Raw genomic sequence first — 19,237 nt, 5'->3', positions numbered from 1 at the left:
GGTTCAAGGCATCCCCAACCACGCCGGCAACGCCAGCGAAATGAACGGCACATAGGTCACCAGCACCAGGAACAACAGCAGGATCGACAGCCACGGCAGCGCCGCGCGGATCGTCTGCCCCAAGGTCAGGCCAGTCACCGCCGAGGTCACAAACAGGTTCAGCCCCACCGGTGGGTGAACCAGGCCGATCTCCATGTTCACCACCATCACGATCCCCAGGTGAATCGGGTCGATGCCCAGCTTCATCGCGATCGGGAAGAAGATCGGCGCCAGGATCAGGATGATCGCCGACGGCTCCATGAAGCTGCCGGCCACCAGCAGCACCACGTTGACCATGATCAGGAAACCGATCGGCGTCAGCCCCTCTGACAACACCCACTGAGTAATCTGCTGGGGGATCTGTTCGGTGGTCAGTACATGGGCGAAGAGCATGGCGTTGGCGATGATGAACAGCAGCATGATGGTCAGCCGGCCCGACTCCAGCAGCACCTTCGGGCAATCGCGCAGACGCATGTCCTTGTACACGAATAGCGCGATGAACGCCGAGTACACCGCGGCTACGGCCGCCGCTTCGGTCGGGGTGAACATGCCGCTGTAGATACCGCCAAGGATGATCACCAGCAGCAACAACCCCCAGAACGCCCGCCGTGCGGTGCTCAGCCATTCGCTGAAGCTGGCACGGGGCTGCGCTGGCAGTTTCTTGATTCTGGCGACGATGTAGATTGTCACCATCAGGCTGACGCCAAGCAGGATGCCGGGTATCACGCCGGCCATGAACAGCTTGCCCACCGAGGTTTCGGTGGCTGCCGAGTACACCACCATGACGATCGATGGCGGGATCAGGATGCCGAGGGTGCCGGCGTTGCAGATGATCCCGGCGCCGAACTCACGTGGGTAGCCGGAGCGCACCATGCCGGCGACGGCAATCGAACCCACCGCCGCGACCGTGGCCGGTGACGAGCCCGACAGCGCGGCGAACAGCATGCACGCCAGCACGGCGGCAATCGCCAGGCCGCCGCGGATATGCCCGACGCAGGCGTTGGCGAAGTCGATCAGCCGCTGGGCCACGCCACCGGTGGTCATGAACGCGCCCGACAGCAGGAAGAACGGGATGGCCAGGAAGGTGTAGCTGTCGGAGGTCTCGAACAGCTTGATCGCCAGTGAACTCAGGGAGTCCTGGCTGAACATCAGGATCGACAGCGCCCCTGACAGACCCAGGGCAATGGCGATTGGCACGCCGAGGAACATCAACACGAACAGCAACAGGAACAGGCAGATAACCGTCATCAGTGATGCTCCTCGCCAGGGTTGGCCAGCTTGCTGGCTTCGGCGGCCTCGTCGGCCAGTCCCAGGCCGTACTGGCGATGGGTGAACAGGCGGTAGAGGATTTCCAGGTAACGGACGATGACCAGGGCGAAACCGAACGGCACGATCAGCGCAATATGGCCGACCTTGATGCCATAGCGGTCGAGGTCTTCGGCGCCGATGCCGGCGACCAGTACCGCGCTGACCCATTTGATGCTGGCCACCAGGAACAAACCGGCATAGGCCAGGCAGCAAGCGCAGGCAATCATCGCCAGCACCCGCTGCACCGGCTTGCGGGTCCGCCGCACCAGCACGTCGACCCCCAGGTGACCTGCGGTGCGTACGCCGTAGGCGATACCGAAGAAGATCAGCCAGCCGAACATGGCCTTGGTCAGGGCGATGCTCCAGGTCATGTCCTGGGCGTAGCCCATCAGGTGGTCGCCGACAGCGAGCAGCAGGTCGCTGGCGAAGGACCAGTGGTCACTGAGCGTGTAGAACATGGTGTAGAGGTTGTTCAGGGCCACGTAGAGGAAGGTCACCAGGGTCATGGCCGCCAGGAGAAAGGCGATCATGCCTTCCTCGAAGTGCTCCCAGACACGCCTGAGCGATTGCATAGGGATTCTCCAGACAAACAGGGGGCAGGCCACCCAGACAGCGGGTGGCCAGGGCAAGGCGCAACGGCGGTCAGGAAGCCTTGTTGGCGGCGTCGGCGGCGTCGATCAGGTCGGCGCCGATCTGATCGGAGAACTTCTCCCATACCGGACGCATCGCCTCACGCCATTGCTGGCGTTGCTCGGCGGTCAGCGGGTCGATCTCGCTAGTCTTGGCCTCGAGAATCTTTTGCCGCGAGGTCTGGTTGAGGGCTTCGGCCTGTTTGTTCACCTCGACGGTGACCTGGTCGATCAGCGTCTGCAGTTCGCCACGAACATCCTCAGGCAGGCCGTTCCAGAACTTGGCGTTGGTAATCACCATGTAGTCGATCAGGCCATGGTTGGTCTCGGTGAAGAACGGCTGCACTTCGTTGACCTTCTGGCTCTCGTAGTTCGACCAGGTGTTCTCGGTGCCGTTGACCGTCCCGGTCTGCAGGCCCTGGTAGACCTCGGCGAAGCTCATCTTGCGCGGGTTGGCGCGGATCGCCTTGAACTGTTCTTCGAGCACGCTTGAGGCCTGCACGCGGAACTTCAGGCCACGGGCATCCTTGGGCAGGATCACCTTCTTGTTCGCTGAAAGCTGTTTGAGGCCGTTGTGCCAATAGGCCAGGCCGCGGATGCCTTTGTCCTCCATCGAGGTCAACAGTGCCTTGCCTTGCGGGCCTTGCTGGAAGCGGTCGACAGCGGCCAGGTCGTCGAACAGGAACGGCAGGTCGAAGATCTGCACCTGCTTGTTGTAGTGCTCGAACTTGGCCAGCGAAGGCGCCAGCATCTGCACATCGCCGAGCAGCAAGGCTTCCATCTCCTTGCCGTCGCCGAACAGCGACGAGTTGGGGTAGACCTCGACTTTGACCTTGTCCTTGAGCTGCGGGTCGGCGGCGACGAGCTTCTGGAACATCAGCGCACCCTGGCCTTTGGGGGTGCTGTCGGCCACCACGTGGGCGAATTTGATGATGATCGGGTCGGCGGCCTGGGCCAGGCTGGCCATGGAGACTGCGGCGGCGCAGAACAGCGCCTGGGTCAGTTTCAACATCGATGTCACCTCTGATTTATTGTTGTAGGAGGATTGAACGTAAAGATGGACCAGGGCCTGCGTTTAGAGAATTAGCATTTGTGTAAGGCGGCGTTCGGTATGGCCGAACGCCGTGCCCTGACTTAGGGTTGCACCAACAGTCGCTGCGCCCGCAGCAACACCGGGGCATCGACCATCTGCCCATCCAGCTGGAATGCCCCGGCACCCTGGGCCGCCTCGCTCGCTGCTACTACTCGTCGAGCCCAAGCCAGTTCTTCCTCCCTAGGCGCCAGCGCCGCATGAATCACCGCCACCTGCCGGGGATGGATGCACAGCGCCCCGCCATAGCCCAGGTCATAGGCATGGCGCATCGCTCGCTGCAGGCCCTCGGCGTCGGCAATGGCAGGAAACACTCCATCGAGCGGCGGCAGCAGGTCAGCGGCGCGCGAGTGCAGCTGCACAGCCATGCGGGCCTGATCCAGGAACTGCCGGGCTGCGGCACTCTCAGTGTTCAGATGCAGGTCCAGCGCCAGATCCAGGCTGCCGAACGACAACCGTTCGACGCCCTCGGCATGGGCGATCTGCTCCAGTGCCAACAGACCCTTGGCGCTTTCGATGATGGGCCAGACTGGCTTGCCAGAGTGGCGGGCAATGGCGACCTGAGCGGCATTTTCCACCTTGGGCAGCAGCACGCCAGCGACGCCGGTTTGCTGTGCACAGAAGGCTAGGTCGGCGGCATGCTCGACGTGCTGCGGCGCATTCACCCGGACCCACACCGAAGCCCGCGGCGTGGCTTGCAGAAACGCACCCAGGTTGTCGCGCGCCTGGCGCTTGAGCGGTTCCTCCACGGCATCCTCGAAATCGATGATCACCGCGTCGGCTCCCGCCGCCAGCGCCTTGGCGAAGCGTTCGGGGCGGCTACCGGGCACGAACAGGGCGGAACGGACGACGTTCATACCACGCCACCCGCCGCCAGGTCGGCCTGTTGCGCTGCCGTGAAACCCAGCTCGCCGAGAATGCCCTGGGTATGCTGCCCCAAGGCCGGTACGGCATCCATGCGTGGGGTGAAGGCAGCGTTGCGCCCCGGTGGCAGCAGCGACGGCAACTTGCCGGCCGGGCTGTCCACTTCGCGCCAGCAGTCGCGGGCCTGCAACTGCGGGTGCTGCCATACGCCGTGCATGTCGTTGACTTGGGCATTGGCGATTTGCGCCTGTTCGAGGCGTGCCACCACCTCGTCCAGCGACAGGTCGGCGAAGCCATCGATGATGATTTGCCGAAGTATCTCGCGGTTTTCCGAGCGCTTGAAGTTGGCACTGAAGCGGTCATCGCTGGCCAGCTCTGGGTCGAGCAGTACCTTCTCGCAAAACAACGCCCATTCCCGTTCGTTCTGCAGGCCGAGCATGATCGTGCCGCCACCACCGGTAGGGAACGGCCCGTACGGGTAGATGGTCGAGTGCGCAGCGCCTGCACGCGGCGGTGGCGGCGCACCGTCGTAGGCGTAGTACATCGGATAGCCCATCCACTCCACCAGGCTTTCCAGCATCGACACGTCGATACGGCTGCCGACACCGGTCTTGTCGCGCAGCATCAGCGCCGACAACACGCCCGTGTAGGCGTACATGCCGGCGGCGATGTCGGCGATCGAGCAGCCGGCCTTGGCCATGTCGTTTTCGCCGGGGCCGCCAGTCACCGATAGAAAGCCGCCTTCGCTCTGGATCAGCAGGTCGTAGGCTTTCTTCTTTTCATAGGGGCCACCTTCGCCGTAGCCGGAAATGTCGCACACGATCAGCTGCGGGAAGCGCGCGTGCAGGGCCTCGAACGACAGCCCCATGCGCGCCGCCGCGCCCGGTGCGAGGTTCTGCACCAGCACATCGGCCTTGGCCAGCAGGGCTTCGAGAATGCCGTCGGCGGCCTCTTGCTTGAGGTCGAGGGTGAGGCTTTCCTTGGAGCGGTTGGTCCACACGAAGTGCGAGGCCAGGCCGTCGACGCGTTGGTCGTAGCCACGGGCAAAATCACCGCTGCCGGGGCGTTCGACCTTGATCACGCGGGCGCCCAGGTCGGCCAGTTGGCGGGTGCAGAAAGGCGCTGCGATGGCGTGCTCCAGGCTGATCACGGTGATGCCGTCCAGCGGGCGGGGCGTTGCTTGAGTCATAGGGTCACCTGTTCGGGGTCAGTGCAGATCGGCCAGCGAGCGGGCGTCGCGCAGCTGCCAGATGCGAGCGATCAGCGCCTGCCCCTGGGCCGGGCTGCGTGCGCCGGAATAGGCCAGCAGGCGCTGGAATTTGGCTTCCAGCTCTGGGCGCGAGAGGGTGTTGCCCGGGTCGCCCTTGGGTTCGTCGATGGCGGCGCTGAAGGTGCGGCCGTCGTTGCAGGTGACCTCCACTCGGCCCAGCCAGCGGGCCGGATAGGCCGCATCCACTTCAGCGTCGAGCTGCATCTCGACCTTGTCGCGAAAGCGCGCGACCTGCGGATCGGTCAGCGCCAGGTCGCGGAACTCCAGGAGCTGCGCACTGCCGTGCACCGCGATCAGGCCAAGTACGGTGCCCATGGAAAACTTGGCCTGGTGAACGGTTGCAGGCGTGGTGACCCGGCCCAGCACGTCGATGGCGCCCTGGTGCACGCGGGTGACCACCTTGGCGATCTGTTCATGCCCCAGACCTTCACGTTGCATCAGCTGCAGCAGCGCGTCGGCGGCGGGGTGGGTGTGGCGACACGAGGCGTGGAACTTGAACGAGGTTTCCACCAAGGCCCATCGTGCCCCCAAACGGTCGCTCAGGCGCGACGGGTCGGCGTCGCGGGACATGCCAGCGGCCAGACCTTGTTCACCTTCGAGGATGTTGCGCGCCCCGGTCAGACCATCAGCGGTGAGGTAAGCGGCCAACAGGCCGTCGGCGGCCGCTTTGGCGGTGTGCAACTGCTTGGAGTCGGCGGCATCGCGCAAGAACTCCCAGAGGCCGGCGGCCTGGGTGCCGGCGCTGCCGAGCAGGTTGATGAACTGCGACTGGTCGAAGCCCAGCAGCTTGCCCACACCCACCGCCGCCGCCAGCGTGCCGACGGTGGCGGTGGTGTGGAAGATGCGATAGTGCGAACGGCCGAGGAACTCACCGATGCGAATCCCCGCTTCATAGCCGGCCACCGCTGCCTGCAGCAGGTCCTGGCCACTTTTGTCGAGGTCCTGGGCGGCTGCCAGCACGGCTGAAAACACCACGGTGGCCGGGTGCAGCACCGAGCTGTTATGCAGGTCGTCCTGCTCGACCAGGTGCGAGGCTGCGCCATTGACCAGGGCGGCGAAGTAGGGCGATGAGCTGCGCCCGCTGGTCAGCACCCGCGCGCTGCCTTGCGCAGGCCCCATGCGTTCGGCGTAGCGCTCGAACAACGGGGTCGGGTGCGCGCCCTGGCTGGCCAGCGCCGAGCCCAGCCAGTCAAGAAACAAGTCTTCGGTACGGTCCAGCACGTGGCCGGGAATGTGCGCGTAGCGCAGGTCGGCGAGGAAGCCGGCGAGGGCTTGGGTATGCTGCATGCTCGGGCCCTCAGAAGCTGCGTGGCAGTTCGAGCAGGTGCTCGGCCACGTAGGACAGGATCAGGTTGGTGGAGATCGGCGCCACCTGGTACAGGCGGGTTTCGCGGAACTTGCGCTCGACGTCGTATTCGCAGGCAAAGCCGAAACCGCCGTGGGTCTGCAGGCAAGCGTTGGCCGCCTCCCACGACGCCTTGGCCGCCAGGTACTTGGCCATGTTGGCGCTGGCCCCGGCGTTCTGCCCGCTGTCGTATTCGGCGCAGGCCCGCCAGCGCATCAGGTCGGCGGCCTCGATTTCGATATGCGCCTCGGCGATGGGGAACTGCACACCCTGGTTCTGCCCGATCGGCCGCCCGAACACCACGCGGTCACGGGCATAGGCGCTGGCCTTCTCGATGAACCAGCGGCCATCGCCGATGCACTCGGCGGCGATGAGCGTGCGCTCGGCATTGAGACCGTCAAGGATGTAGCGGAAACCTTGGCCTTCTTCGCCAATCAGGCTGCTGGCCGGCAGTTCGAGGTTGTCGAAGAACAGCTCATTGGTTTCGTGGTTGACCATGTTGGCGATCGGCTGCACGGTCAGGCCATTGCCGATGGCCTCGCGCAGGTCGACCAGGAAGATCGACATGCCCTCGGACTTTTTCTTCACCTCGGCCAGCGGCGTGGTGCGGGCCAGCAGGATCATCAGGTCGGAGTGCTGGATCCGCGAGATCCACACCTTCTGGCCATTGATCACGTATGTGTCGCCCTGGCGCACGGCGGTGGTCTTGATCTTGGTGGTGTCGGTGCCGGTGGTGGGCTCGGTCACGCCCATCGACTGCAGGCGCAACTCGCCACTGGCCAGCTTGGGCAGGTAATGGCGCTTCTGTTCTTCACTGCCATGGCGCAGCAAGGTGAACATGTTGTACATCTGCCCGTGCACGGTGCCGGAGTTACCGCCGCAGGCGTTAACTTCTTCGAGGATCACCGAGGCTTCGGCCAGGCCCAGGCCAGAGCCGCCGAATTGCTCCGGGATCATCGCCGACAGCCAGCCGGCGTCGGTCATGGCTTTGACGAAGGCTTCGGGGAAGCCTTTTTCTTCGTCGATCTTGCGCCAGTAGCTGGCGTCGAATTCGGCGCACAAGGCGCGCACGCCTTCGCGGATGGCATTGAGGTCATCGCTGTCGTACGTATGCATGTGGGGTTCCCTGTCCAGGTATCAGTCGAAAAGCACGTCGGCGCTCTGTGCCACACCCTCGGCATTGCCGGCCCATAGCTGCGCCTGGCCTGGCTCGCTGATGTGGCCGGCCAGTTCGAATGACGTGGGAACTGTCAGTGGCCGTACGCCGCGGTAGGCGAAATGGCGCACACGCTTGCCGGGGTTGGCGCGGATGAAGGCGCGCAGGTTGAGGGTGGCGATCAGCGGGCCGTGCACCACCAGGCCGGCGTAGCCCTCGGTGCCGGTGACGTAGGGGTGGTCGTAGTGGATACGGTGCCCGTTGAAGGTCACGGCGGAGTAGCGGAACAGCAAGGTCGGTGAGGGCGTGATGGCCTCGCTCCAGTCGGCTGCAGCGGTTGGCGCGGCGCTGCTCAATTTTGGCGGATTGGGTTCGCGGTAGACGATGTCCTGCTCCTCACGCACGCACAGCTTGCCGTGTTGCGAGTACTCGTGGCGCACTGTGACGAACAGCAATGCGCCGCTGCGGCCATGTTTTTCCTCGATGTGCACGATGGTCGAGAGGCGATGTGCCTCGGCGCCGACTTTGAGCGGAGCGATGAATTCAACCCGGCCCCCGGCCCACATGCGGTTGCGGTTGTCTGCGGGTGGCAGGAAGCCGCCGCGTGCCGGGTGGCCGTCGCTGCCCAGTTGCGTTTCGGCCACTGGCTCCTGGAAGAAGCACCACATCCACAAGGGCGGCAGCGGTTGTCCGGCGGCGGGTGCGGTTTCGCCAAAGGTGGCGGCAATACGCTTGATCAGGTTGCGGCTGAGCTCGTCGACGGCTTCTTCCGTGCGGCCGATCCAGGCACTGTAGTCCGTAGCAGTCATCACCATGGGCCTCTGCATTTGTTGTTATGGCATCGATCATGCGAGGCGCCTGGCATTCTGTGAATTTGCATTTTCGTAAGGCAGCGTTCATGTATGCTGAACGCCCGCGCCGTGCAAGGACACCCCGATGCATTTCGACCTGGCAGACCTGAGGCTTTTCATTCATATCGGTGAATCACCGAGCCTGACCCAGGGCGCACGCCGCGCATTTCTTTCCCCGGCCGCCGCCAGCGCGCGGATCAAGGCGCTGGAGGCGCAGCTCGACACACGCCTGCTGTACCGCGACAGCCGTGGCGTAGAGCTGACCCCAGCCGGGCAAAAACTGCTGATGCATGCCCGGCTGATCATGCGCCAGGTGGACTACCTGAAAGCCGAATTCACCCAGTTCGGCACCGATTCGGCCGGGCATATCCGCATCTTCGCCAACACCACCGCCGTCACCGAATTCCTCCCCGAAGTGCTGGCAGGCTTCCTGGCCAAGCGTCCCGGGGTGACGGTCGACCTGCAAGAGCGCCTGTCGCGGGATATCGTGCGCGGTGTGCTCGACGGCAGCAGCGACATGGGCATAATCGCCGGGCCGGTCGAAGCGAGCGGTTTGCAGGTGATGCACTTCAGCACCGACCGGCTGGTGCTGATCGTGCCGGCAGGGCATGAGCTGGCGACCTGCAAGCAGGTGTCGTTGAAGCAGACCCTGGCGTTCCAGCATATCGGCTTGCACGACGGCAGCACGCTGCTGAGCTTTCTGCGCGACCATGTGGAACGTATGGGCCTGAATCTGTCGCTACGCATTCAGCTGTCGAGTTTCGAGGCCATTTGCCGGCTGGTGGAGGCGGGCGTGGGGATTGGCATCATCCCCGAGTCGGCGGCGCTGCGGCATAGCCAGACCATGGGGCTGGTCACCATTACCCTGGATGAACCGTGGGCGGTGCGTGAGCGCAGCATTCTGGTGCGCGAGCTGGATGCCTTGCCGGGGACCGTGCGGGCGTTGATTGCAACGCTGATGCCTGAAACCTAGAAGAAGCTGCGCTGGGCCTTGAGCGTCACCATGCTTTCGCAGTAGGTATTGATGCCCGCGTATGCATCGCAGCCGCCACCGGTGAGGTTGGAGTTGCTGTAGATGAGGTTAAGGTCGATGCCCAGCCAGGGCCGCGACAGCTCCAGCGACCAGTCCGAGAACGCATCCACCTGGCTGCCGTCACCAATGGTGAACGGCGTGCCCAGGCGGTGGTGGGCGAGCTTCACGGTCAAATCCACGTCGAATACGGGTAATTGGCCGAAGTCGGCGAACAGGGTGCCGGTGCGGTTGTCCGGATTGTCGCGCCAGGCACCGCCGATGCGGCTGCCCAGGATCGAAATGCCGCCGTACAGGGCATAACTGTCGGGGCCGGCGATATTCGGTTGGCTGTAGTGGATCAGGCCGACCTCGTAACCCAGGGTGCTGTCGAAATGGTGCTTGTAGCCCAGGTAGCTGTCCAGGCGCAGGGTGGATTCGGGAGTCACGCCCATGCTCGGCGCGTACTGGCCGACGTACCAGCCGCTGGGGTGGCTGAGGTCGAGGCCGCCGTGGAAGGCACCGGTCGCGCTCGGCGAGATCAGCCCTTGGGCCATGCTGCGTGAGGGCGTGGTGCCGAGCTTGAAATCGAAATCGCCCAGTTGGCGCTGGATCTGCTGCGCCTGCGCCGCCGAACTGAACAGCAGGGCCGCACTCAGCAACAGAAGGGGCCTGGTCATGGTCACCGTCCTGGAAGGCTTGCTCTTGAGCGGCACAGGATACATCAAAGGCGCTGGGGAATGTCGATCCGGTCAGCCCTTGATCCCAGGCTGCGCCTCGACCACTTCGGTCACCACCTGCGGGCTGGCCGCACGCAGGATCACGCGCTTGCGCAGTTCGTATTCGTCCAGTGAAAGGGCCTGGCGCTGGATGGATTCGAGTTGCAACTGGCGGGTTTCTTCGGCGGTGTAGGGGCGCAGTTCGGGGTGGCTGGCGCAACCACTGAGCACGGCGAGGGCGGTGGCGGTGAGGGCAGCGAGCAGCAGGCGGGCCGTGGTGTTCATGGGGGAGCTCCAGAATTTGGGGGCGAATGTGCCGAGTCGATGGAGCAAGGTTATTGAGCGTGCGCGATCAGTAGAAATTGTCGTTCTCGATAGTGACTATTGATACCGCCAGCAGCCGTGTGCAAACCGCAGCCTTTGCTAGGCTTAAGTGCCACGCGGCTTCACTCCGAGGGAACTGTGATGCGCATGCCATTGCTCTGCGTCGTGTCGGCGGTGCTCTGCCTGAGCGGTCTAACAATCCTTGCACAGGCTGAAACGTCTCCCGCGCCTGCGCAACCTGCCGAAGCGGCACCGGCCAAACAGGCGGTGTTCAATCAGGAGCAGTTGGACCAGATGCTGGCCCCCATTGCACTGTATCCCGATGCCTTGCTGGCGCAGGTGCTGATGGCCGCGACTTACCCCGGGGAGGTGGGCGAAGCGGTGGCCTGGTCCAAAGCCAACCCCAAGGCCCAGGGCGATGACGCGGTCAAGCAAGTGGCCAAGCAGCCGTGGGACCCGAGCGTCCAGGCGCTGGTGGCCTTCCCGCAGGTGCTGGTGGTGCTGGGCCAGGACCCGGTCTGGGTGCAGCGCCTGGGGGATGCGTTCCTGGCCCAGCCCGACGATGTGATGGGCGCCGTGCAAAGGCTGCGCCAGCAAGCGAAGGCTGCCGGCAACCTGCAAAGCAACCAGTACCAGAACGTTACGGTGCAGGCTGCACCCGCAGCCCCGGCCAGCAGTGCCGCGGCACCCGCCAGTACCATCATCATTCAGCCCGCCGACCCGCAGGTGGTCTACGTGCCCACCTACAACCCGACCACCAGTTATGGCACCTGGGCCTATCCCGCGTCGCCGCCGGTCTATTACCCGCCGTCACCGCTGTACTACGCAGGCTCAGCGCTGGTGGCGGGGCTGGCCTTCGGCACAGGGGTGGCGATCGTCAATTCCCTGTGGGGCGATTGCGACTGGGGGCTCAACGACATCGATATCGACGTCAATCGCTACAACAACATCAACGTCAACAACCGCATCGGCAACAACCAGAACACCTGGCAGCACAACGCCGTGCACCGTGATGGCGTGCCCTACCGCGATAACCGCAGCCGCCAGCAGTATGGCCGCCAGCTCGAGGGTGCCAGCCAGCGCGCGGCCTTCCGGGGCGACAACGCCCAACGCGCCCAGGCCCGCGACCGCGCCCGCGCGTCGATGGACCGGGCAGGCATCGAACGGCCCGCCACCAGCAACCGCCAGGCCCGTGACCAGGTGCGCGAAGCCCAGACCAACCGCCCGCACCTCGCCGATCGTCAGCCGCAGGCCAGGGGCGGTCGCGACGGCCAGCAAGCCCGCCAGACCCTGCAGAGCAGGCAGAACACCCATGCTGGCAGGGCGCGCAACAATGCCTTCGAGGGCGTCCGTTCTCCATCGCGCAGCATGGCCCAGATCGACCGCGGCAGGACCAGCCAGATGCTTGCCCAGCGGCCCCATTCAGCGCGTGCTGCGGGGCATGCCATTTCCAGGCCCAGTGCGCCGATGCGCCGTGGCGGAGGAGGCCGGCGATGAACATCAAGACGATGCTTGGGCTGATTGCCCTGGCCAGTGCAGGTTCGAGCCTGGCTGCGCAGCAGGCATTTCCGACACCGGAAAAAGCCGTCGATGCCTTTGTCCAAGCGCTGGGCACCGAGCATGCCGACCAGGCACGCCTGGCCCAGTTGCTCGGCGATGACTGGCGCACCTATATCCCCCGTGAAGGCGTGCAGCGCAGCGATGTGGATGCGTTTCTGCAGCAATACCGCCAACAGCACCAGATTCAAAAGCAAAGCGACGACAAAGCTGTTCTGGCCGTGGGCAGCGAGCACTGGACGCTCCCCATTCCGCTGTCGCACAGCGCCAACGGCTGGCGCTTCGACCTCAAGGCCGGCAGCGCCGAGATCCGCGCACGGCGCATCGGCCGCGATGAGCTTTCGGCCGTGCAATCGCTGCTCGCCTATCACGATGCGCAGATGGACTACGCCTCCAAGGACCGCAACGGCAACGGCGCGCTGGAGTATGCCCAGCAAGTCTTCAGCTCGCCCGGCAAGCACGATGGGCTGTACTGGGAAGCGGACGCGAGCGGCGAAGTCAGCCCCCTCGGCCCGCTGTTCGGCCAGGATGTGGTGGGGGACGACTGGTACGGTTATCACTTCCGTATCCTCGATGGCCAAGGCCCATCAGCACCGGGTGGCGCCTACAGCTACCTGATCGGCACGCAGATGAGCCGGGGCTTCGCGATGGTCGCCTGGCCGGCCAAGTACGACGATACCGGGGTAATGAGCTTCATGGTCAGCCATGACGGGCAGGTGTTCGAGAAGGACCTCGGGCCGCAGGGTGACAAGCTGGTCAAGGCCATGCAGCGCTTTGACCCGGATGACAGCTGGCAGGTGGTGGCTGTAGACGGCAGTGATTGACGCGGTTAGCGCGACAACAGCTGCTGCACCAGCCACTGGCCGGCCGGCCCAAGCGGCTTTTGCCGCGACCAGATCACATCCATTGCGACGCGTCGTGGGTAACCTGCCACCGGCAATTCCACCAGGCCGCTGCCAAAGCGTGCCACCAGCGCCCTGGGCAGCTCGGCCCAGCCAAAACCGCGCACCGCAAACTCAAGCAAGGTCAGGTAGTCCGGCGCGGACCAGGCTTGGCCGCGCCCGTGGTGCAGACTTGGGGCGTAGGTTCTGATGTACAGCTGGCGCTCGTTTTCCAGGTCTAGCGGCTGCAGTGCCGGTTGCTGCGCCAGCGGGTGGTCAGTGCTGACGTACACGGCAAACTCCGCCTGCTCCACCAAGCGCGCCACGGCCACGTCGGCTGGATACTGCGGCTGCGCGGCGAGGATCCCGATGTGCGCCATGTCCTGCTGGATCATGTCGATCACGTCGGCGTCTTCGGCCGGCCCGCAGCGCAGTTCGGTATGCGGATAGCTTTCGGCGAAACGGCTGATCACCGCGCCCTGGAAGGTCACGCTGTAACTGTCTGACATCACCACCGAGACCAGCGGCTCGACCTGCTCGGCCAGGCGCACCGCCAGAGCGTCGAGCCGCGCGCTGGCGTCGAGGATCGCCTCGACGTGGCTCAGCACCTGACGACCGGCCGCATTGAGGGTGGGGTGGCGGCCCGCACGGTCGAACAGCGGGCAGCCCACGTCCGCTTCGAAATTGGCGATGGCGATGCTGATGGTCGATTGGCTTTTGCGCAGTTTACGCGCTGCAGCCGAGAACGAACCGAGCGCGGCGGCTTCGACAAAGGCGACGAGAGCTTCGGGTGAGTAGCGCATAGGTATTGATAAAACCGATAGGAGCTATGTCGCGAGTATCAGTTGCATCAAAGAAAATGTGAAGCACGAGTTGATCACACGATGGAACCTGTCATGAAAAAAGTCGCTTTCTCCGAACGTCTGCTGCATGCCGTCGGCTACGAGTTCTTTGCCGTATTGCTGTGTGCTCCGCTGTTGTCCTGGATCATGGGCAAGTCGCTGGCCACGGCGGGTAGTCTGGCAGTTACCTTGTCGCTGATCGCCATGGGCTGGAACATGCTCTACAACATGCTGGTTGACCGCTATGTGGCAACTCCACGTATCCAGTGGAGGGCTTCGTCACGCTTCGTTCATGGCCTGGGTTTCGAAGCAGGCCTGGTGGTGTGGTGCCTGCCGGTGGCGGCCTGGATGCTGGACATCTCGCTGTGGCAGGCGCTGATGGTCGAGTTGGGCTTCTTCGTGATCATCCTGCCTTACACGGTGGTTTACAACTGGGCGTTCGACCGGGCCCGGCACCTGATTGTGCAGTGCCGGGCCACCGCCTGAGCAGACAAACGAGCAAGACGCAGCCGCCTGTGAGAGGATGTCCGCCATCCCAGCCAAAAGGCCAGACAGGACCCCGAAACAAGCCTGATGAAGACGCCAAAACGAATCGAACCGCTGATTGAAGACGGACTGGTCGACGAAGTGCTGCGACCCTTGATGAGCGGCAAGGAAGCAGCCGTCTACGTGGTGCGTTGCGGCGCCCAGGTACGTTGCGCCAAGGTCTACAAAGAGGCCAACAAGCGCAGTTTCCGCCAGGCCGCCGAATACCAGGAAGGCCGCAAGGTGCGCAACAGCCGCCAGGCTCGGGCGATGGCCAAGGGCAGCAAGTACGGCCGCAAGGAGGCCGAAGACGCCTGGCAGAACGCCGAAGTGGCGGCGCTGTTCCGCCTGGCCAGTGCCGGTGTACGGGTGCCCAAGCCATACGACTTCCAGGATGGCGTGCTGTTGATGGAGCTGGTGACCGACGCCGACGGCGATGCCGCACCGCGCCTGAATGACGTGCACCTGGAGGCCGAAGAGGCCCGTGAATACCACGACTTCGTCATTCGTCAGATCGTGCTGATGCTGTGCGCCGGGCTGGTGCATGGCGACCTGTCCGAATTCAACGTGCTGCTTGGCCCTGACGGCCCGGTGATCATCGACCTGCCGCAGGCGGTGGATGCCGCTGGCAACAACCATGCGTTCAGCATGCTGCAGCGCGATGTGGCGAACATGGCGCACTATTTCGGGCGCTTTGCCCCGGAGCTGAAGCACACCCGCTATGCCCAGGAAATGTGGGCGCTGTACGAAGCGGGCGAGTTGAAGGTGGACAGCCCGTTGACGGGTGAATTCGAGGACGACGAGCACGTCGCCGATGTGGGCGGAGTGATGCGCGAGATCGACGCTGCGCGGCTCGACGATGCCCGTCGCCGCGCGGCGCGGGCCGAAGCTGAGCATGGCCCGGTCAAAGGCGAAGAGCCGCCGCCGCCTTGGTTGCAGTGATTTAGCGCCAGCACTGGCCTTTTCGCGGGGCAAGCCCGCTCCCACAATGATCAGTGTTGGCAGGACCATTGTGGGAGCGGGCTTGCCGAGACGTCGGACCGCCCGCGAAAGGGCCGGCACAGCCAATGCAAAAGCCAACTATTGCCCTGAGTGCACGACACAATCTCACCCCCCGGTCTTTCCACTGAAGCCCAACAGGCATAAGGTATACGCCGTCCATATTCCCTGGAGCTGTCATGTCCAACCGTTTCCCTTCCGTTCGTCCCCGCCGTCTGCGCCAGAACGATTCCCTGCGCACGATCTTCCAGGAGACAGAATTCCGCCTCGATGACCTGATCCTGCCGATCTTCGTCGAGGAAGGCATCGACGACTTTGTGCCAATCAGCAGCATGCCGGGAGTCAATCGTATCCCCGAGAAACTGCTGGCCCAGGAAATCGAGCGCTACGCCCGCGCCGGCATCAAGTCGGTGATGACCTTCGGCGTTTCGCACAACCTGGATGCCACCGGCAGCGACACCTGGAACGAAAACGGCCTGGTCGCACGCATGGCGCGCATCTGCAAGGACAGCGTGCCGGAAATGGTGGTGATGTCCGACACCTGCTTCTGTGAATACACCAGCCACGGCCACTGCGGCGTGCTGCACGACCATGGCGTGGACAACGACGCCACCCTGGCCAACCTGGGCAAGCAGGCGGTGATTGCCGCTGCTGCGGGTGCCGACTTCATCGCGCCGTCGGCGGCGATGGACGGCCAGGTCCAGGCGATCCGTGGCGCACTGGATGCCGCTGGCTTCCACGACACCGCGATCATGGCGTACTCCACCAAGTTCGCCTCGTCGCTCTATGGCCCGTTCCGTGAAGCCGGTGGCACCGTGCTAAAGGGCGACCGCAAGAGCTACCAGATGAACCCGATGAACCGCCGCGAAGCGGTGCGCGAGTCGCTGCTCGACGAGCAGGAAGGGGCTGACGTGCTGATGGTCAAACCGGCCGGTGCCTACCTTGACGTGATCGCCGACATCCGCGCCGCATCGCGCTTGCCGCTGGCGGCGTATCAGGTGAGTGGCGAGTACGCGATGATCAAGTTCGGCGGCTTGGCCGGCGCCATTGACGAAGGCCGTGTGGTGCGTGAAAGCATCGGCGCGATCAAGCGGGCCGGTGCCGATCTGATCCTGAGCTACTTCGCCATGGACCTGGCGCGCGACGGTATCTGATAAAACGCCATCCGATAAAAAACCGCTGCCTCTGCAGCGGTTTTTTTTGCCCCAATCCAGCGATTACAGCGCTGCTGATTTCTGCAAGCCTTGCCAGAAGTCGCTCAGTTCACTCACAAAAAATCGTTAAGCGCTGAATTATTTAGTGTCCCGTTGTATCTGATGCCTTAGAGCCACCAGCTAGCCGCAGGCCGGCCAGTGGCGAAACGTCAAGTGAAGGGACACAGGCATGAAATCTCGCAAGAAAAGCGTCAAGCCGATCGGCTTGAAAGACATCACCATCGTCGACGACGCCAAGATGCGTAAGGCGATCACCGCCGCGGCGCTGGGCAATGCCATGGAATGGTTCGACTTTGGCGTTTACGGCTTCGTCGCCTATGCGCTGGGCAAGGTGTTTTTCCCCAACGCCGACCCCAGCGTGCAGATGATCGCGGCCCTGGCCACTTTCTCGGTGCCGTTCCTGATTCGTCCGTTGGGCGGGCTGTTCTTCGGTGCCCTGGGCGACAAGTTCGGGCGACAGAAAATCCTCGCCGCGACCATCGTGATCATGTCGCTGAGCACCTTCGCCATCGGCCTGATACCGTCCTATGCCTCCATCGGCATCTGGGCGCCGATCCTGCTGTTGCTGGCGAAGATGGCCCAGGGCTTCTCGGTGGGTGGCGAATACACCGGCGCTTCGATTTTCGTCGCCGAGTATGCGCCGGACCGCAAGCGCGGCTTCCTTGGCAGTTGGCTGGACTTCGGCTCGATCGCCGGCTTTGTGCTCGGCGCGGGTGTGGTGGTGCTGATTTCCACCATTCTCGGAGAGGAGAAGTTCCTCGAGTGGGGCTGGCGCCTGCCGTTCTTCCTGGCCTTGCCGCTGGGTATCATCGGCCTGTACCTGCGCCATGCACTGGAGGAAACCCCGGCCTTCCAGCAGCATGTCGAGAAGCTTGAGCAGGGCGACCGTGAAGGCCTGGCTTCTGGGCCCAAGGTGTCGTTCAAGGAGGTGGCCACCCAGCACTGGCGCAGTCTGGTGACCTGTATCGGTGTGGTGATCGCCACCAACGTCACCTACTACATGCTGCTCACTTACATGCCCAGCTACCTGTCGCACAACCTGCACTACAGCGAAGACCACGGCGTGCTGATCATCATCGCGATCATGGTCGGCATGCTGTTCGTGCAGCCGATCATCGGCCTGCTCAGCGACAAATGGGGCCGCCGCCCCTTCATCATCATCGGCAGCGTCGGCCTGTTCGTGCTGGCCATCCCGGCGTTCATGCTGATCAACAGCGGCGTGCTCGGGGTGATTTTCGCCGGGTTGCTGATCATCGCCGTAATGCTCAATTTCTTCATCGGCGTAATGGCGTCGACGCTGCCAGCAATGTTCCCCACACACATTCGCTACAGCGCCTTGGCCAGCGCCTTCAACATCTCGGTGTTGATCGCCGGCCTGACTCCAACCCTGGCCGCCTGGCTGGTGGAGAGCACCGGTGACCTGTACATGCCGGCCTACTACCTGATGGTGATTGCCGCCGTAGGCCTGATCACCGGCCTGACCATGAAGGAAACCGCCAACAAGCCGCTGCGCGGCGCCGCGCCAGCCGCCTCGGACATCGAAGAAGCTCGCGAGCTGCTGCAGGAGCATCACGACAACATCGAGCAGAAGATCGAGGACATCGACGAGCAGATCGCGGAACTTGAGGCCAAGCGCAAGCTCTTGGTGCAACAGCATCCACGTATCGAGTAAGGTACAAGGCCCGCTCACTCAGTAGATTTTCTAAATGGCCGAGGGTTATTCTGCGTTACCGCCGCTCAATGGGCTGCGGGTATTCGAGGTGGTGGCGCGGCACCTCAACTTTCGCCTGGCGGCCGACGAACTGGGGGTTACCCAGGCCGCGGTGGCGCAGCAGATTCGCGGGCTTGAAGCGAACCTGGGGATCAAGCTGTTCGAGCGGCTGCCCCGAGGTTTGGCCCTGACAGGCGCAGGCGTGCGCTACAGCAGCGATATCCGCAGCGCCTTCGCCTTGATCAGCAGCGCTACCCAGGCGCTGCGGCCCGATGGTGCGCAACTGACGATCAGTGTGACCCCGACCTTTGCGGCGAAATGGCTGATCCCAAGGCTTTCATCTTTTGCCGAAGAGCACCCCGGCATCGACCTGCAGGTGCTCGCCACCGAGCGTCTCTCGCAGTTTCGTCCGGAGGGCGTGGACATCGCCGTGCGCTATGGGCGGCCACCGTTCGGCCCCGCCTTGCACACCGAGTTGCTCCTTCAGCAGCGCATCGTTGCGGTAGCCAGCCCCGCGCTCTTGCAGGCTCAAGGCGTACCGACGAATCTACAGGAACTGCAGCGCTACACCTTGCTGCACGACGCTCACAACTTCTGGCCCGATTTCCTCAGCGAAGTCTTTCAACAGCCGCTGCAAACGTCGGCGCGCAATGTGCGCTTCAACCAGACCGCGTTGGCAATCGACGCTGCGATTGCCGGGCAGGGGCTGGCGCTGGCCAGTTATCACTTCGTGCAGAGCGATATCGCGGCGGGGCGGCTGGTCCTGGCGTTCGACCACGCGCTGAGCCTGGACCAGGCGTTTTATCTGGTGTGGCCGAGAAATGCCTATCAGCCGCCGGCATTGGCCACGGTGCGAACGTGGTTACTTCAACAGGCTGTTAGACAGTAGATTTTCTATTATCAG

General features: G+C 63.7%; 19 protein-coding genes. 8 read left to right on the top strand and 11 right to left on the bottom strand.

All coding sequences use genetic code 11. The annotated features are described in order from the left end of the window. Positions 1-3: 3 nt before the first annotated feature. From dctM to ACIQUF_RS06340, 8 genes are all read right to left on the bottom strand, one after another. Positions 4-1,287, bottom strand: coding sequence for a C4-dicarboxylate TRAP transporter large permease protein DctM (gene dctM, locus ACIQUF_RS06375; RefSeq protein ID WP_400804606.1), 1,284 nt, complete (start codon positions 1,285-1,287; stop codon positions 4-6). After that, on the bottom strand, positions 1,287-1,919 hold the full coding sequence (locus ACIQUF_RS06370; protein WP_403129559.1) for a TRAP transporter small permease: 633 nt from the start codon (positions 1,917-1,919) through the stop codon (positions 1,287-1,289). The genes dctM and ACIQUF_RS06370 overlap by 1 nt, the downstream gene beginning before the upstream one ends. Before the next feature lie 70 nt (positions 1,920-1,989). Beyond that, complete coding sequence (locus ACIQUF_RS06365) at positions 1,990-2,988, bottom strand: DctP family TRAP transporter solute-binding subunit (protein WP_403129557.1); 999 nt, start codon at positions 2,986-2,988, stop codon at positions 1,990-1,992. Positions 2,989-3,110: 122 nt separating this feature from the next. Then, complete coding sequence (locus ACIQUF_RS06360; RefSeq protein ID WP_403129555.1) at positions 3,111-3,923, bottom strand: HpcH/HpaI aldolase/citrate lyase family protein; 813 nt, start codon at positions 3,921-3,923, stop codon at positions 3,111-3,113. Further along, complete coding sequence (locus ACIQUF_RS06355; protein WP_403129554.1) at positions 3,920-5,119, bottom strand: CaiB/BaiF CoA transferase family protein; 1,200 nt, start codon at positions 5,117-5,119, stop codon at positions 3,920-3,922. Before ACIQUF_RS06355 ends, ACIQUF_RS06360 begins: the two co-directional genes overlap by 4 nt. An 18-nt stretch (positions 5,120-5,137) precedes the next feature. Next, on the bottom strand, positions 5,138-6,487 hold the full coding sequence (locus ACIQUF_RS06350; RefSeq protein ID WP_403129552.1) for an MmgE/PrpD family protein: 1,350 nt from the start codon (positions 6,485-6,487) through the stop codon (positions 5,138-5,140). 10 nt (positions 6,488-6,497) lie between these two features. Further along, positions 6,498-7,661 (bottom strand): acyl-CoA dehydrogenase family protein, encoded by a 1,164-nt coding sequence (locus tag ACIQUF_RS06345; RefSeq protein ID WP_403129550.1) that lies wholly within the window; start codon positions 7,659-7,661, stop codon positions 6,498-6,500. Positions 7,662-7,682: 21 nt separating this feature from the next. After that, on the bottom strand, positions 7,683-8,510 hold the full coding sequence (locus tag ACIQUF_RS06340; RefSeq protein ID WP_403129549.1) for a MaoC family dehydratase N-terminal domain-containing protein: 828 nt from the start codon (positions 8,508-8,510) through the stop codon (positions 7,683-7,685). A 127-nt stretch (positions 8,511-8,637) separates the two neighbouring features. Between ACIQUF_RS06340 and ACIQUF_RS06335 the strand changes: the two genes are divergently transcribed. Beyond that, complete coding sequence (locus ACIQUF_RS06335; protein WP_400804626.1) at positions 8,638-9,525, top strand: LysR family transcriptional regulator; 888 nt, start codon at positions 8,638-8,640, stop codon at positions 9,523-9,525. On the opposite strand, the gene ACIQUF_RS06330 is transcribed toward ACIQUF_RS06335, so the two are convergent. Together ACIQUF_RS06330 and ACIQUF_RS06325 are read right to left on the bottom strand one after the other, a co-directional pair. Continuing rightward, complete coding sequence (locus tag ACIQUF_RS06330) at positions 9,522-10,241, bottom strand: TorF family putative porin (RefSeq protein ID WP_403129546.1); 720 nt, start codon at positions 10,239-10,241, stop codon at positions 9,522-9,524. The genes ACIQUF_RS06335 and ACIQUF_RS06330 overlap by 4 nt on opposite strands. Before the next feature lie 72 nt (positions 10,242-10,313). Beyond that, positions 10,314-10,565, bottom strand: a complete 252-nt coding sequence (locus ACIQUF_RS06325) for a hypothetical protein (RefSeq protein ID WP_403129544.1) — start codon at positions 10,563-10,565, stop codon at positions 10,314-10,316. Positions 10,566-10,745: 180 nt separating this feature from the next. Between ACIQUF_RS06325 and ACIQUF_RS06320 the strand changes: the two genes are divergently transcribed. Beyond that, positions 10,746-12,101 carry a DUF3300 domain-containing protein gene (locus ACIQUF_RS06320; protein WP_403129542.1) on the top strand — a complete coding sequence of 452 codons (1,356 nt, stop codon included), beginning with the start codon at positions 10,746-10,748 and terminating at the stop codon, positions 12,099-12,101. Then, positions 12,098-12,985, top strand: coding sequence for a DUF2950 domain-containing protein (locus tag ACIQUF_RS06315; protein WP_403129540.1), 888 nt, complete (start codon positions 12,098-12,100; stop codon positions 12,983-12,985). Before ACIQUF_RS06320 ends, ACIQUF_RS06315 begins: the two co-directional genes overlap by 4 nt. Positions 12,986-12,990: 5 nt before the next feature. On the opposite strand, the gene ACIQUF_RS06310 is transcribed toward ACIQUF_RS06315, so the two are convergent. Then, on the bottom strand, positions 12,991-13,845 hold the full coding sequence (locus tag ACIQUF_RS06310) for a LysR family transcriptional regulator (RefSeq protein ID WP_403129539.1): 855 nt from the start codon (positions 13,843-13,845) through the stop codon (positions 12,991-12,993). Between the two features lie 93 nt (positions 13,846-13,938). Here ACIQUF_RS06310 and ACIQUF_RS06305 point away from each other — a divergent pair, with 93 nt between their 5' ends. The 5 genes from ACIQUF_RS06305 (at position 13,939) to gcvA (ending at position 19,222) form a co-directional block, all read left to right on the top strand. Then, on the top strand, positions 13,939-14,370 hold the full coding sequence (locus tag ACIQUF_RS06305) for a multidrug/biocide efflux PACE transporter (RefSeq protein WP_403129538.1): 432 nt from the start codon (positions 13,939-13,941) through the stop codon (positions 14,368-14,370). 87 nt (positions 14,371-14,457) lie between these two features. After that, positions 14,458-15,351, top strand: a complete 894-nt coding sequence (locus ACIQUF_RS06300) for a PA4780 family RIO1-like protein kinase (protein ID WP_403129537.1) — start codon at positions 14,458-14,460, stop codon at positions 15,349-15,351. 236 nt (positions 15,352-15,587) lie between these two features. Beyond that, positions 15,588-16,562, top strand: a complete 975-nt coding sequence (hemB, locus tag ACIQUF_RS06295) for a porphobilinogen synthase (RefSeq protein WP_403129535.1) — start codon at positions 15,588-15,590, stop codon at positions 16,560-16,562. Between the two features lie 229 nt (positions 16,563-16,791). Continuing rightward, positions 16,792-18,294: a glycine betaine/L-proline transporter ProP gene (gene proP, locus ACIQUF_RS06290; protein WP_400804650.1), complete on the top strand. Its 1,503-nt coding sequence runs from the start codon at positions 16,792-16,794 to the stop codon at positions 18,292-18,294. A gap of 34 nt (positions 18,295-18,328) precedes the next feature. Beyond that, positions 18,329-19,222 (top strand): transcriptional regulator GcvA, encoded by an 894-nt coding sequence (gene gcvA / locus ACIQUF_RS06285; RefSeq protein ID WP_403129534.1) that lies wholly within the window; start codon positions 18,329-18,331, stop codon positions 19,220-19,222. The last annotated feature ends 15 nt before the right edge of the window (positions 19,223-19,237 follow it).

This window comes from Pseudomonas sp. NPDC090233 (assembly GCF_044772285.1).
Taxonomy (GTDB): domain Bacteria; phylum Pseudomonadota; class Gammaproteobacteria; order Pseudomonadales; family Pseudomonadaceae; genus Aquipseudomonas.
This window is presented reverse-complemented; position numbering and strand designations above follow the sequence as displayed.